This is a genomic window from Actinobacillus equuli, assembly GCF_900636745.1.
In the GTDB taxonomy this organism is placed as follows: domain Bacteria; phylum Pseudomonadota; class Gammaproteobacteria; order Enterobacterales; family Pasteurellaceae; genus Actinobacillus; species Actinobacillus equuli.
Window position 1 is genome coordinate 167,613 of the sequence record NZ_LR134310.1, and the last position, 14,235, is coordinate 181,847.

Here is a 14,235-nt window from a genome sequence, read left to right on the forward strand (position 1 = left end):
CAACCAACAAAATACAAAGCGCAACAATTATGAATAAAATTCATATTAATTCTGAAAATTATGAAATTGACGTTAATTAAAAGATAAAAATAAAATGCCCTCACTCGATACCAGAAAAATAGTTACAAATTCAACATCATTCCAACAATAACAATTCGTAAGAGGGACAACATATGAGCTATGCCAAAGAAATTGATCATTTAAATCAAAGTGTTGCAGACTTAAACGGTCAAATTAACGTTTCATTTGAGTTTTTCCCGCCTAAAAATGAAAAAATAGAAACCATGCTATGGGATTCCATTCATCGTTTAAAAGCGTTAAAGCCTAAATTTGTTTCCGTCACTTATGGTGCAAACTCCGGCGAACGCACACGCACTCACTCCATTGTAAAAAATATCCAGCAAGAAACCGGCATTTTGGCTGCACCGCATTTAACCGGTATTGATGCCAGCCCTGAGGAATTACGTGCGATTGCTCAAGATTATTGGGATAACGGCATTCGTAATATTGTTGCACTCCGAGGAGACGAGCCGGCGGGTTATACTAAAAAACCGTTTTATGCGGCAGATTTAGTGAGATTATTAAAAGAAGTCGCCGATTTTGATATTTCGGTTGCCGCTTACCCTGAAGTACATCCAGAAGCCAAATCTACCCAAGCCGATTTAATTTACTTAAAACAAAAAATTGAAGCCGGGGCCAATCGTGCTATTACTCAATTTTTCTTTGATATCGACAGCTACCTTAGATTCCGTGACCGCTGTGCCACCGTAGGTATTGATGTTGAAATCGTGCCGGGAATTCTGCCCGTTTCCAATTTCAAACAATTAGAAAAAATGGCGAAAGTGACTAATGTGCGAATCCCAAGCTGGATGCAAAAAATGTATCAAGGTCTGGAAGATGATCAAACGACTCGCAATTTAGTCGGGGCAAGCATTGCGATGGATATGGTCAAAATTCTCTCAAAAGAAGGCGTGAAAGATTTCCACTTTTATACTTTAAACCGCTCGGAACTTACTTACGCCATTTGTCATACGCTCGGCGTTCGTCCATAGACACTAGACAATAATGTACAAATAACGGACAATGTTCATATTGAATGATTGTCCTATTTACTTATGCTATTTTTAACCAAACTGATTACAGCCATTATCCTTCCGCCATTTAATGCTTTGATTTTATGGATTTTTTCTCTATTTTTGCACAAATTACACTTCAAAAAATTAAGCTACTTTTGTACGTTGCTAGGCATTACGATTCTTTATATTTGTAGCACGCCTTATTTCTCACATCAGTTGATTCAAGCGGTCACTTTTACCCAAAAACTTACCATTGAAGATTACAAAAAAGCCCAAGCCATTGTGGTATTAGGCGGAGGATTACGTGACAGCAATGAGCTATACGGTAATTATGCGATTGCCGCCGCACCGTTAGAACGTATGCGCTATGCGGCTTATTTACATAAACAGACCAGTTTACCTATTTTAGTCACCGGCGGTAGCCCTGAGGGGAGAGAGCCGGAAGCAAAAATTATGGCGCAAGAGTTGAACGATTTTTTCCATGTTCCCGTCACGTGGGTTGAGGAAAAATCAAATGTTACAGAAGAAAATGCAACATTCAGCAAACCGATTCTGATGCAAGCCGGTATTCAACATATTGTTTTGGTGACTAACCAATGGCATATGAAACGCGCAAAAATGCTATTTGAGCGAGAAGGCTTTAACGTGCTTGCGGCTAGCACCACTGCTCATCAGGCGCTTGATATCGGAATTTTACCGTTTATTCCACAAGCACAAGCGCTACAAAATAGTAGCATTGCCCTTAAAGAATGGATTGGTTATTGGAAAGAAAAACTGATTGGATAAATAAAGTAACAAGGCCCCCTTTGGGGGCTTTGTACTAAAGTGAATGAATCAGATGGTCGATCATCAAACCGGCAATATCAATGCCGCTTGCCTGCTCAATCCCTTCTAGCCCCGGGCTGGCATTCACTTCTAACACCAGCAATCCGCTATCAGAACGAATCAGATCGACACCTGCCACGCGAAGTCCGATTGCTTTTGCCGCTTTCACTGCAAGTTGTTGTTCTGCTTCAGTTAATACTATCGTTTGAGCTTTGCCACCTAAATGAATATTAGCCCGAAACTCTCCCTCGTTACTGCAACGCTGCATTGCCGCCACGACACGATCTCCGACTACAAACGCTCGAATATCCTGTCCTTTTGACTCCGCCACAAAATCTTGCAACAAATAAGATAATTTTGCTTGCTGTAACACTGCCAAAACGCTTTGGGCAGTTTGCTTGCTCTCCGCCAACATGACCCCGACACCTTGCGAACCGGATAAGGTTTTCGTTACTAACGGGAACTGATGTTGGGCTAAATGCCCGTCTACCGAACATAATTCTCCAGCTAACGAACTTGCCGGTACAGCGATTTGTGCGGTAACCAAGGTTTGTAAACTTAGCCATTTATCTCTTGCTAAAGCGAAAGCAGTCGAATTATTTAATACTTTTACTTGCTTTGCTTCAAAATAGCGTAAAACCCGACAGCCCATTTCCGTACTGGTTGTGCCGAAGCGAGGCAGTACTGCATCATAGTCAGCTAATAATTGCGGAGGCGGTCGGTTTTTGTCGTAAGTCTCCCCAGCTTGATAATAGAGCTGCAATATGGATTGACCTTGCTCCACCGCTAACTTTATCAACATCCGATTCGGGTCAAGAATATCTAAGCGGATACCTCGCTGCTCACAAGCCTGTTGTAAACGTTGGCAACTGTATAAACGAGGCTCTCGGCACAACATTAAAAATCTCATCGTTTCAACAATCCTTGTTGTTGGAAAAACGGCAACATATGCGGACGAACCGCTTTATTTAAGGTTTTACCAATCGCCGCTTGCCACTGTTGTCCTTCACCGGTTCTCTCTTGATAATAAGCGGTCAAAATTTCGTTATATTTTGCAAGTTCCGTTTGATCTAACGGCTGATATTGATCTTCATAGCAAACTAATGTTGCCGGTAAACGAGGTTTAAGTGCCGGATCTTGTGCCGGATAACCTAAACACATACCGACTAACGGCACACAATATTGTGGCAGTCCTAATACCTCCGCTACTTTAGCGACATCATTACGTAATGCGCCAATATATACACCGCCTAAGCCGACCGATTCCGCAGCCAACAAAACATTTTGGGCAAAAATTCCGGTATCAACTGCGCCGATAACGCTCACTTCCGCCCACTCTAATTGCGAATCCGGTACAAGCTGTTTATGTTTATAAAAATCAATGCAAAAAACCAAAAATTCTGCACATTCGGTCACATACGCCATACCGGATACCTCACGTAATGCTTGGCGTATGGTTCGATCTTTTACACGAATCACACTGACACACTGTAAATGATTAGAGGTCGAGGCTTGTTGCCCGGCCTGAATTAAGGTTTGAAACAGTTCTTCCGAGATAGGTTGTTCGGTAAATTTACGAATCGAACGGTGAGAAAGAATGGTTTCTAGCGTTGGTTTGCTAATCATATTGCCTCCGATAAAAAAGATAAAAAATAAGCGGTCGAAATTACAAATTTTTTTGCAAATTTCACCGCTTATTCTACAACTTTTCCAAATAATGACGACCGCCTAATGCCGTTACTTGGCGCATAATCCACGCCTGACGTTTACGCATGGTCGGCCCCGGTTTATTCACCCGAAACACTAACGGATTAGGTAACGAAGCGGCTAATAAAGCCGATTCCTGTAAAGTCAGATCTTTTGCACGTTTTTTAAAGAAGTGCTTCGCTGCCGCTTCTACGCCAAAGATACCGTCGCCAAATTCAGCAATATTCAAATACACTTCCAAAATACGGCGTTTGCCCCAAGTATTTTCCATCACGAAAGTTAGCGGCAATTCAATGCCCTTTCGTAACCAACTTTGTCCGTGCCACAAAAACATATTTTTGACGGTTTGCTGAGAAATGGTGGAAGCGCCACGCACTTTTTTCGATTTAGCATTGCGCTGCAATGCGATTTCGATGGCTTGTAAATCGATCCCGAAATGGCTTTCGAATTTTTGATCTTCCGAAGCGATTACCGCCATCTGCATTTGCCAAGCGATTTTATCTAAGCTAACCCAATCGTATTGGATTTTATAATTATCGCCGGCGATCAAGTGCTCGACTTTTTTCTGCGCCATATAAGCGGAAAATGGCACAGGTAACACTGAGAAAATCATCAAAAATGTAACGAAAGCCCCCCCGAGTCCTGCACCTAAACGGCTTGAACCGAACCACAACCAACCGGCTCTCGAACTAATCTCCTGCGGAATAAAAAACTTGAGAAGTTTACGGCATAAGCGTTTGATCAAACTAAACATTGTGACTGACTTCTTTTTGCGTTTTCGTTTACGCTTTGCCATTAAGTTTCTCGTTTAACCACTCAATAAATTGCGGCTCCAATGTTTTCAGCATATTAGAAGCGCGCGTAATGGTTGCGGCACTGGTATTCAAGTTTTGCTGAATTTCTCTTTGCGGCACTTCACCTTTTAATAACTCTGCAACAATTTGCACACGTAAGCCTAAAGAGTTGCGTTCGTCTGCAGTTAAAAACGAGGTAAAAAATTGTTCCAATTTATCTGCTGCCACCGCTTGTTGCAATAAAACCATAAACTGTTGCCACTCTTGCGGATCACGTTGACTATAAAGAATTTTCATTGAACCTCCAAAATAAGGAAAGCGGTCTGATTTTGGCAAAATTTTGCGAAAATAAAACCGCTAGTAAAATAGATTATTTCTTAGATTTTTTACCGCCACGTTGGTCGTCTAACTCAGCGCCTTTCGGTACACTAAATTTAAATAAATCAGACGATACACCGCCACCGGTAATATTACGTAATACGTATAAATTGCTCTGTCCGTCTCGTTCAATGGTGCTGAAACCTTTTAACATACCGCTTTGATCGATGCGCACATCAAACTGTTTTAAATTACTTTTTTTCGATTTCGGTTTTAATACGAAAGTATCCGCATTTTGCGTCACATCATACTGATCCCAGTGGCTTTTATCACTGCTGGTTAATAATACGAATGGCGTATTATTTACTGCATCTTGCACTGTATTCACCGTCACTTGTGACACAAACGGATCATAAAACCATAAATTCGCACCATCAGAAACAATTAAATTTTCTTGCGGTGATTTAGTGTCCATACGGAACAGATTCGGGCGCTTCACTTGGAATTTACCTTTACCCGATTGAATTTGCTTACCCTTGCTCGAACGTACCGTTTGATCAAAATCCGCACTATATTGGCTAACTTGCTCTAAACGTCGTTGCAATTCGGCAACTGACTGCGCATCGGCAAATGCCGCACCAGTCATAGAAAATAAGGTAAAACCTAATAATGATTGCTTAATTAATTTTTTCATTTTTTTGTTCCTTCTATCAAAGAGAATCAAGTGCCTCTTTGACAACCTATTCTGTAAAAGTTTCACAAGCCCCGTACTAGCGTAACGATACAATAAAATAAGCCAAACACCAAGAAGCATTTGGCTTTTATTTTATTGATTAATCCTTTTTCACAAAATTAATGCGCTTCGTCCCAGTTATCGCCCACGCCGACTTCGGCAATTAAAGGCACTTTAAGCTGAATTGCTTTTTCCATTTCCGCTTTAATCAATTGGCTATAGTGTTCCACTCGCTCTTCTTTCACTTCAAACACCAATTCATCATGTACTTGCATAATCATTTTGATATTTTCATCACCTCGAATCGCTTTATCAATGCCAATCATCGCCACTTTGATAATATCCGCCGCAGTGCCTTGCATTGGTGCATTGATCGCCACACGTTCCGCCGCTTTACGGCGCATTGCATTACTGGACTTAATTTCCGGTAAATATAAACGTCTGCCGAAAAGTGTTTCCACATAGCCTTTTTCACTCGCACTCTCGCGAATATCGGTCATAAATTGTTGCACCGCCGGATAGCGTTGGAAATAGCGTTCCATATATTTTTTCGCATCGGCACGTGAAATGCCTAATTGGTTTGATAAACCGAATTCCGACATGCCGTAAATTAGACCAAAGTTAATCGCCTTAGCACTACGGCGTTGCTCGCCGGTTACTTGATCCAACGCTAAACCGAAAATTTCCGCTGCCGTTGCACGGTGAATATCTTTGCCTTCGGCGAAGGCGGCAATCATTCCTTCATCACTTGCCAAATGCGCCATAATACGCAACTCAATTTGCGAATAGTCGGCTGCGACAATTTTATAACCTTTGTTGGCAATAAACGCTTGGCGAATACGTCTGCCTTCTTCATTGCGGATCGGAATATTTTGTAAATTCGGATCGCTTGATGAAAGACGACCAGTCGCCGTTACCGCTTGGTGATAAGAGGTATGCACTCTACCTGTTTTTGGATTAATCATTAATGGTAATTTATCGGTATAAGTCGATTTCAACTTACTTAAACCACGGTGTTCCATTAATAATTTCGGCACTAAATGCCCTTGCCCGGCTAATTCATCCAACACTTCTTCATTGGTGGAAGGCGCACCTTTCGGTGTTTTTTTCAAGACAGGCAAACCGAGTTTAGTAAACAAAATTTCCTGTAATTGTTTGGTAGAAGCAAGATTAAAGACTTCACCGGCTTCACTATGCACTAACTGTTCCAACTCAGCTAAACGCTGTTCAATTTCTGCCGATTGCGCCAGTAATTTTTCTGGTTCAATCAATACACCGTTACGCTCAATGCGAGAAAGTACTTCAACCAACGGCATTTCAATTTCATTAAACAACTTAACCAGTGTCGGCGCTTTATCTAATTCCGGCGCAAGCACTTGATGTAATTTCATCGTCACATCCGCATCTTCCGCCGCATATTTAGATGCGACATCAATCGCAATTTTATCGAATGTCAGCTGATTTTTACCTTTACCAGCAATTTCTTCAAACTCAATCGTTTTATGCCCTAAATAACGATCCGCCAATTCGTCCATATTATGACGACCGGTACTATTTAGCGTATAAGATTCCAGCATCGTATCGAATGCAACACCCTCTACTTGCACACCATGATTCGCAAAAATGGTCAGGTCGTATTTAATGTTTTGCCCGATCTTTTTCACGTCCGCATTTTCTAATAACGGCTTAAGTTTGGTTAAACAAGCGGTCAAATTTAGCTGATTTTTTGCAAGTTCAAAGCTTGTGGTCGTTTCTGCTTCTGCCGGCTCGGCGAACAGATCGCTTTGCTGAGGCTCAAGCATTACCTGTTCTTTGTGCGTTAACGGAATATAACACGCTTCGCCGTTAGCCAAACCGAATGAAATCCCGACTAAATTTGCCGACATAGAGTCCAAACTATCGGTTTCGGTATCCACTGCTACTAATTTTTCTTGGTTGATCTTTTCAATCCAATTCTGCAATTGCTCCATTGTGGTTACCGTTTCATATCGGCTACGATCAATCTCTACTTTTGCAAAAGTTTGCTCCGTTTCGACCGCTTGTGGTACTGAAGCAGTCGCTTGATAATTGTTAGGGATTTTTTCCGCTGAATTCTGCGTGACGGGGTTAGCGTCATTCATCACTTCATTCAGCCAACGTTTGAATTCATAACGCCCAAACAACTCAACTAATTCGTCACGCTTTTGTGATTGCACCACTAATTGTTCATGGGTGACTTCCAGTTCAACATCGGTCTTAATCGTGGCAAGCAAATAAGATAAATCCGCCGCTTCTTTCTCCGCTTCTAATTTCGGTGCAAGTGTTTTAGCACCACGGAATGAAAGTGTGGCGACTTGATCCAAATTCGCATAAATCTCTTTTAATGAGCCGATTCCTTGCAGCAAACCTAATGCGGTTTTCTCGCCCACGCCTTTTACCCCGGGAATATTATCCGAAGCGTCGCCTTGCAAAGCTAAATAATCAATGATCAGCTCCGGCGGAATCCCGTATTTCTCAATCACACCTTCACGATCAAGCAAGGTATTGTTCATGGTATTAATCAGCATAATGTGATCGTTCACCAGTTGTGCCATATCTTTATCGCCGGTACTGATTAACACATTTTTGCCGTCATTCGCCGCCTGCACTGCAAGCGTACCAATCACATCATCCGCTTCCACACCTTCAATTGAAATCAACGGGATGCCTAACGCTTTAATAATCGTATGCAACGGCTGCACTTGCGCACGCAAATCATCCGGCATCGGCGGACGATGCGATTTATATTGTTCGAACAACTCGTCACGAAAAGTCTTACCCTTCGCATCAAAAACCACCGCAATATGGCTCGGCTCAACCTGAGCAATCAAACTTTTCAGCATATTTAACACGCCATACATCGCCCCCGTCGGCTCACCATTTTTATTAGTCAGCGGCGGAAACGCATGAAACGCACGATAAAGATAAGAAGAACCGTCCACAAGAACGAGCGGATTTTGAGCAATTGTAGCCATTTTAACCTTTATTTTAGAAGTGAAAATTACTGCAATTATAGCGGATTTTTCTACTTAAATCTGAAGAAATCGATAACTTTTCGAGTTATATCGAAAAAATCACTTTTGCCGATTGAAGAATAAAAGGAAAAACTTATTCTCAATTTATCTGATTTAAATTTGTATATACAAAGGTGAAAAATGCTGATAATCTCACATCAAATTTATTTAAAACTGATTCAGAAGCATGGACTTTCTGATCCGGAAACGGAAATTCTCGAAGCATTTTCAAATATAAACGGACAATTTTTAATTGATACTCGTGAAGAACATTTGAGTGATCCTCCGACAGAATGGTTTATTGCAGAAACCAATAGGGGAATAAAACTCAAAGTCTGTTTTATTCGAAAAAATAACGACATTTATATTCGAACAGCCTATCGCCCCAATGCGGAAGAAATTCGAATTTACGAAAAATATAAATAGAGGTAAGTATGGAACATATTGAAAAATGGGAAAATGGAGAACTTGGGCTAGATGAAAAATTTGTACAACGTTCAACTCATACAACGCCAGAAATGCTAGACGAATTGCTCGCTTTACAGCCAATCTCAATTCGCTTATCTAAGGGATTAATTCAAGATCTCAAAGATATCGCCCAACTTCACGGGCTAGGCTATCAACCTCTAATCAAACAAATCCTAACGCGTTTCGTTGAGTCTGAAAAACGAATGTTAGCTAATGAAAAGATTCAAGAAGATCTCGCCAAATTACATAACGCAGCATAACAGCAAGCGGTTAAATCCCCCTTTAAATTTTGCAAATTTTTCTGGAAATTTAACCGCTTGTTTAATGATTAGCTTTAGCCTTTGGCTAAAATCTCTTTTAAAAATCTTGCCGTGTGCGAGCGCTTGTCTTTCGCTACTTCTTCCGGTGTACCAGTCGCAATAATTTGTCCGCCGCCCGAACCGCCTTCAGGGCCTAAATCAACAATCCAGTCGGCGGTTTTAATCACATCTAAATTATGCTCGATCACCACAATTGTATTGCCTTGGTCACGCAATTTGTGTAGCACTGAAAGTAATTGTTTAATATCGGCAAAATGTAAACCGGTAGTCGGTTCATCTAAGATATACAGCGTTTTGCCGGTATCACGTTTGGAAAGCTCAGTTGCTAATTTAACACGCTGTGCTTCACCGCCGGAAAGTGTGGTAGAAGACTGTCCTAAACGAATATACGATAAACCGACATCCATTAACGTCTGCAATTTACGCGCAATCGCCGGCACCGGCGCAAAGAATTCTCTCGCCTCTTCTACCGTCATATCCAACACTTGGTGAATCGTTTTGCCTTTATAACGGATTTCCAAGGTTTCTCGGTTATAACGTTTACCTTTACAGTGATCACACGGCACATACACATCCGGTAGGAAGTGCATTTCTACCTTAATCACGCCATCACCTTGACAGGCTTCACAACGTCCGCCACGCACGTTAAAACTAAAGCGTCCGACATTATAGCCTCTCGCTCTCGCCTCTTGCGTGCCGGCAAATAATTCACGAATTGGCGTGAATAAACCGGTATAAGTCGCTGGATTTGAACGAGGCGTACGTCCAATCGGGCTTTGGTCGATATCAATCACTTTGTCGAAATGCGACAAGCCGTCAATCGATTCATAAGGTGCTACATCGGTACGTTCCGCACGATTTAACGCATTTTGTGCTAATGGGAACAAGGTATCATTGATTAAAGTCGATTTACCCGAACCCGACACACCGGTAATACAAGTGAATAAACCAACCGGAATATCCAATTGTACTTGTTTTAAGTTATTACCACTCGCTCCTTTTAAGGTAAGCAATTTGACAGCATCATAAGGTACTCGTTTTGCAGGAATTTCAATTTTCTGCTTACCGGAAAGGAATTGTCCGGTAATAGAATCTTCCACCTGCATAATTTCTTCTGCCGTACCTTGCGCAATAACTTGTCCGCCATGCACACCCGCTCCCGGGCCAATATCCACAATATGATCCGCCGCACGGATCGCATCTTCATCATGCTCAACCACAATCACGGTATTACCTAAATTACGCAGATGAATTAAGGTATTTAATAAACGTTCGTTATCACGTTGGTGCAAGCCGATAGACGGTTCATCAAGCACATACATCACCCCAACTAAACCCGCACCGATTTGGCTGGCTAAACGAATACGTTGAGCTTCACCGCCGGATAAAGTTTCCGCCGAACGAGAAAGCGAGAGGTAATTCAAACCGACATTCACTAAGAACTGTAAACGCTCACGAATTTCTTTTAAAATTTTCTCCGCAATCTTCGCTTTTTGCCCTGCAAGATCTAACTGTTCAAAAAACTCTAACGCCTCACCAATCGATTTTTCCGACACCATCGGCAAATTGGTTTTATCTAAAAACACATAACGTGCTTCACGACGTAAACGAGAACCTTCACACTCCAAACACGGGCGATTATTGATATATTTCGCTAATTCCTCACGCACCGAATTCGATTCGGTTTCTTTATAACGGCGAGCCATATTATTTAACACACCTTCAAAGGTATGTTTACGTTTTACTTTATCGCCGCGATCATTGACATAAACAAATTCGATTTCGTCTTTTGAACCGTTCAGAATAATTTCACGTTGTTTTTTAGTCAGCTCTTTAAACGGCGTATCCAGTGAAAAATCATAATGATCCGCCACCGATTTCAACAAACCGAAATAGTAAAAGCTACGGCGATCCCAACCTTTAATCGCACCGCTTGCTAACGAGACATCCGGATTCTGTACCACTTTGTTCGGGTCAAAGTACTGCTCTACCCCTAAGCCGTCACAGGTTGGGCAAGCACCCGCCGGGTTATTAAATGAGAACAAACGAGGTTCTAATTCGTGTAATGAATAACCACAATGCGGACAAGCAAAACTAGACGAAAAGACGATTTCGTCCGCACTCGGATCGTCCATATCAGCAATAATCGCTGTCGAACCGGATAAATCCAATGCTGTTTCAAAAGATTCCGCTAAACGTGTTGCAATATCACTTCTCACTTTAAAGCGGTCAACCACCACTTCAATCGTGTGCTTTTTCTGTAATTCCAATGCCGGCGGATCAGATAAATCGCAAATTTCGCCGTCAATTCTGGCTCGGATATAGCCGGAAGCGGTCAAATTTTCCAATAATTTTACGTGTTCGCCTTTACGATCTTTGACCACTGGTGCAAGTAACATCAAACGTTTGCCTTCCGGTTCTTCCATTACTCTATCCACCATTTGCGAAATAGTTTGTGCCGCCAGCGGTAAATCGTGATCCGGACAACGAGGCTCACCGACACGAGCGAACAATAAACGTAAATAGTCGTGGATTTCGGTTACCGTCCCCACCGTGGAACGAGGGTTATGCGAAGTGGATTTTTGCTCGATAGAAATTGCCGGTGAAAGTCCTTCAATATGGTCAACATCCGGTTTTTCCATCAATGAAAGGAATTGGCGTGCATAAGCTGAAAGGGATTCGACATAACGGCGTTGCCCTTCAGCATACAATGTATCGAAAGCTAAGGAAGACTTACCCGATCCGGATAAGCCGGTAATCACAATAAATTTATCTCGAGGGAGAATTAAGTTGATATTTTTAAGGTTGTGGGTTCTCGCGCCACGAACATCAATGTACTGCATAATCGGTTGCTCTCACTAAAAAATGTTTTTTATTATCGCATATTTTAAGTAACTGTACAAAATATCAGTTTTAATGCGTGCATTTTTTTGAATTTCAGGTAGAATACCGCACAAAATTTTACAGCACTTAATCAATTCACAGAGGATTTTATGGCAGGTATTAATAAAGTTATCATCGTGGGCAATTTAGGTAACGATCCTGAAATGCGCACTATGCCAAACGGCGAAGCGGTTGCAAATATTAGCGTAGCAACCAGTGAAAGTTGGACAGATAAAAATACGGGCGAACGTCGTGAAGTAACCGAATGGCACCGTATCGTATTCTACCGTCGCCAAGCGGAAGTTGCCGGTCAATACTTACGTAAAGGCTCACAAGTTTATGTTGAAGGCCGTTTAAAAACACGTAAATGGCAAGATCAAAACGGTCAAGACCGTTACACCACCGAAATCCAAGGTGACGTTTTACAAATGTTAGGCGGACGTAACCAAGGTGGCGATTTCGGCGGTAACCAAGGCGGTTGGGGAAATTCAGCGCCTGCACCACAACAAAGTTACAACCAAGGTAACAGCGGTTACGGTTACGATCAAACAGCAAGTCGCCCTGCTCCGCAAGCAGCGAAACCAGCTCAAGCAGAACCACCTATGGATAACTTCGACGACGATATTCCGTTCTAAGAATATATTTAAATTAGTAAGATTAGAACCTTAAAATAAAAGGCAAACTCAGTATAAATTGAGTTTGCCTTTTATTTTGGCTAGCTAAAATCTAGTCATAATAACTCTAAGATGAATTTTCTCACCCTGCAATAATACACGTTTGATATGTTTATTTATTACTTGCTTTTTTAGCTCCAAATACAGCGATCTCATTTTTTTGCCTATTTTCATAGGTTCCCCCTAACTCGTCTGCATTTTCGCCATAAAATAGCCCACCTGTACGTGCAGATCCTGTAATGCCTACAAAATAATTAGACTTAATATCTGCAGAGAAAGTGACATCATTCTCAGTTTTTCTTGCGCCACTTAAACTTAAAGTCCCTGTTAACTTCTTAGCGCCAAAGTCAACATCAATAACTGCTTTGTTTCCAATCTGGAGCCCATCAGAAATATATAAAAAAGAACCAATATATTGCGCATTACCCTGTTTAGGCATATTTGCAATGCTTGTTGAATAACCTTGTACAAAAGCTGCCCAACGTGAATCCTCTACTTGTACAAGACCAAACTTTGTATTTGGTAGTAATTGGCTATTACTTACAAAATCTTCATTCTTATAATAAAAAACATAATCATCCGTAAGCTTACCTGCTACAACATTAATCTGCTTTCCATCAACCATTAATATTCCTACATCCTGGCTATCTATACTGCTCGACTGAAAATCCGTTTTTAATGTTGCCCCTGGATTTTTAGTATCCAGCGTTACGAAATAGGTTCCACCTTGTGCAAGTTTTGGTGATCGTGGTTCTAGTGTCTTTGGTAAATCCGGTTCACTTTTTTTAGATTTAGGTACATCTTGCTTAGGTTCACTTATCTTTGGTTCTGGTACATTTTGCTTAGGTTCATTCATATCTGGTTCTGGTACATTTTGCTTAGACTCATTTGTCTCTGGTTTTGGTACTCCTTGTAATAGCCCATTCCCCTCCAGTTGTGGTGTATTTTGCTTAGGCTTATTTACCTCTGGCTTTGGTACATCTTGTTTAGTTTCATTAGTATCAGATTTTGGTATTTGCTGTTTCTGATCTTGTTTCTGTTCCACTTTCGGTTTTGGTACTGTATTTTTACTGCCTCCACCACCACTTGAACATGCTGTAACTGCCATCGCTAAAGCCACAATACTTATTTTTGTTAAATTTTTCATAAGTTCTCCTTTTTATTAATCTATTAATCAATCTTAATTTGGTTTTTGCTGAAAAAACTTTCAACCAATAATACTGACTATAATATACAATCTTTACAGTACAATAAAGAAAATTTTGTGTTCAAGATCATTCTATTCTATTCAATGGAATTAATATTGATGTTATGTAAAAGGCTTAAATTACAAGAACAGGGTTTGAAAAAATATACGTTAAACAATAAGCAAACTATAGGTAAATTTTATAAACCCAACTTCTTT

General features: G+C 41.1%; 13 protein-coding genes. 5 read left to right on the top strand and 8 right to left on the bottom strand.

From position 1 onward, the window contains the following. Window positions 1–173: 173 nt before the first annotated feature. Both metF and EL121_RS00765 read left to right on the top strand, forming a co-directional pair. The gene (gene metF, locus EL121_RS00760; RefSeq protein ID WP_039197035.1) at window positions 174–1,052 is read left to right on the top strand and encodes a methylenetetrahydrofolate reductase; all 879 of its coding nucleotides are present in this window, start codon (window positions 174–176) and stop codon (window positions 1,050–1,052) included. 63 nt (window positions 1,053–1,115) lie between these two features. Next, window positions 1,116–1,862: a YdcF family protein gene (locus EL121_RS00765; RefSeq protein ID WP_039197036.1), complete on the top strand. Its 747-nt coding sequence runs from the start codon at window positions 1,116–1,118 to the stop codon at window positions 1,860–1,862. Between the two features lie 34 nt (window positions 1,863–1,896). Here EL121_RS00765 and EL121_RS00770 read toward each other — a convergent pair whose 3' ends face one another. The 6 genes from EL121_RS00770 to polA all read right to left on the bottom strand — a co-directional run bounded on the left by EL121_RS00770 (window position 1,897) and on the right by polA (window position 8,446). After that, the gene (locus EL121_RS00770) at window positions 1,897–2,811 is read right to left on the bottom strand and encodes an ATP-grasp domain-containing protein (protein WP_039197038.1); all 915 of its coding nucleotides are present in this window, start codon (window positions 2,809–2,811) and stop codon (window positions 1,897–1,899) included. Further along, window positions 2,808–3,527 carry an oxygen-insensitive NADPH nitroreductase gene (nfsA, locus tag EL121_RS00775; protein ID WP_039197040.1) on the bottom strand — a complete coding sequence of 240 codons (720 nt, stop codon included), beginning with the start codon at window positions 3,525–3,527 and terminating at the stop codon, window positions 2,808–2,810. Before nfsA ends, EL121_RS00770 begins: the two co-directional genes overlap by 4 nt. 73 nt (window positions 3,528–3,600) lie before the next feature. Then, complete coding sequence (gene mtgA / locus EL121_RS00780; RefSeq protein WP_039199003.1) at window positions 3,601–4,362, bottom strand: monofunctional biosynthetic peptidoglycan transglycosylase; 762 nt, start codon at window positions 4,360–4,362, stop codon at window positions 3,601–3,603. 28 nt (window positions 4,363–4,390) lie between these two features. Beyond that, the gene (gene trpR / locus EL121_RS00785) at window positions 4,391–4,699 is read right to left on the bottom strand and encodes a trp operon repressor (protein ID WP_039197042.1); all 309 of its coding nucleotides are present in this window, start codon (window positions 4,697–4,699) and stop codon (window positions 4,391–4,393) included. 73 nt (window positions 4,700–4,772) lie between these two features. Continuing rightward, complete coding sequence (gene lolA / locus EL121_RS00790; protein WP_039197043.1) at window positions 4,773–5,414, bottom strand: outer membrane lipoprotein chaperone LolA; 642 nt, start codon at window positions 5,412–5,414, stop codon at window positions 4,773–4,775. Between the two features lie 158 nt (window positions 5,415–5,572). Next, entirely contained in the window at window positions 5,573–8,446 is a 2,874-nt protein-coding gene (gene polA / locus EL121_RS00795; protein ID WP_039197044.1) for a DNA polymerase I, read from the bottom strand. Between the two features lie 180 nt (window positions 8,447–8,626). On the opposite strand from polA, the gene EL121_RS00800 reads away from it, so the two are divergent. Together EL121_RS00800 and EL121_RS00805 are read left to right on the top strand one after the other, a co-directional pair. Next, window positions 8,627–8,911, top strand: a complete 285-nt coding sequence (locus EL121_RS00800) for a BrnT family toxin (RefSeq protein ID WP_039197045.1) — start codon at window positions 8,627–8,629, stop codon at window positions 8,909–8,911. An 8-nt stretch (window positions 8,912–8,919) separates the two neighbouring features. Next, the gene (locus EL121_RS00805; RefSeq protein WP_039197046.1) at window positions 8,920–9,213 is read left to right on the top strand and encodes a hypothetical protein; all 294 of its coding nucleotides are present in this window, start codon (window positions 8,920–8,922) and stop codon (window positions 9,211–9,213) included. A gap of 74 nt (window positions 9,214–9,287) precedes the next feature. Here the strand turns inward: EL121_RS00805 and uvrA are convergent, their stop codons facing one another. Further along, window positions 9,288–12,116, bottom strand: coding sequence for an excinuclease ABC subunit UvrA (uvrA, locus tag EL121_RS00810; RefSeq protein WP_039197049.1), 2,829 nt, complete (start codon window positions 12,114–12,116; stop codon window positions 9,288–9,290). Between the two features lie 150 nt (window positions 12,117–12,266). Here uvrA and EL121_RS00815 point away from each other — a divergent pair, with 150 nt between their 5' ends. After that, window positions 12,267–12,791, top strand: coding sequence for a single-stranded DNA-binding protein (locus EL121_RS00815; RefSeq protein ID WP_005622535.1), 525 nt, complete (start codon window positions 12,267–12,269; stop codon window positions 12,789–12,791). Window positions 12,792–12,942: 151 nt separating this feature from the next. Here EL121_RS00815 and EL121_RS00820 read toward each other — a convergent pair whose 3' ends face one another. Further along, on the bottom strand, window positions 12,943–13,977 hold the full coding sequence (locus EL121_RS00820; RefSeq protein WP_039197050.1) for a transferrin-binding protein-like solute binding protein: 1,035 nt from the start codon (window positions 13,975–13,977) through the stop codon (window positions 12,943–12,945). Window positions 13,978–14,235: the final 258 nt, after the last annotated feature.

Bases quoted from the DNA above. Each gene is read 5' to 3' on its own strand.
- EL121_RS00820 (WP_039197050.1), bottom strand. From the start codon at position 13,977: ATGAAAAATTTAACAAAAATAAGTATTGTGGCTTTAGCGATGGCAGTT.
- EL121_RS00770 (WP_039197038.1), bottom strand. From the start codon at position 2,811: ATGAGATTTTTAATGTTGTGCCGAGAGCCTCGTTTATACAGTTGCCAA.
- EL121_RS00815 (WP_005622535.1), top strand. From the start codon at position 12,267: ATGGCAGGTATTAATAAAGTTATCATCGTGGGCAATTTAGGTAACGAT.
- EL121_RS00805 (WP_039197046.1), top strand. From the start codon at position 8,920: ATGGAACATATTGAAAAATGGGAAAATGGAGAACTTGGGCTAGATGAA.
- uvrA (WP_039197049.1), bottom strand. From the start codon at position 12,116: ATGCAGTACATTGATGTTCGTGGCGCGAGAACCCACAACCTTAAAAAT.
- lolA (WP_039197043.1), bottom strand. From the start codon at position 5,414: ATGAAAAAATTAATTAAGCAATCATTATTAGGTTTTACCTTATTTTCT.
- trpR (WP_039197042.1), bottom strand. From the start codon at position 4,699: ATGAAAATTCTTTATAGTCAACGTGATCCGCAAGAGTGGCAACAGTTT.
- metF (WP_039197035.1), top strand. From the start codon at position 174: ATGAGCTATGCCAAAGAAATTGATCATTTAAATCAAAGTGTTGCAGAC.
- EL121_RS00765 (WP_039197036.1), top strand. From the start codon at position 1,116: ATGCTATTTTTAACCAAACTGATTACAGCCATTATCCTTCCGCCATTT.
- EL121_RS00800 (WP_039197045.1), top strand. From the start codon at position 8,627: ATGCTGATAATCTCACATCAAATTTATTTAAAACTGATTCAGAAGCAT.
- nfsA (WP_039197040.1), bottom strand. From the start codon at position 3,527: ATGATTAGCAAACCAACGCTAGAAACCATTCTTTCTCACCGTTCGATT.
- polA (WP_039197044.1), bottom strand. From the start codon at position 8,446: ATGGCTACAATTGCTCAAAATCCGCTCGTTCTTGTGGACGGTTCTTCT.
- mtgA (WP_039199003.1), bottom strand. From the start codon at position 4,362: ATGTTTAGTTTGATCAAACGCTTATGCCGTAAACTTCTCAAGTTTTTT.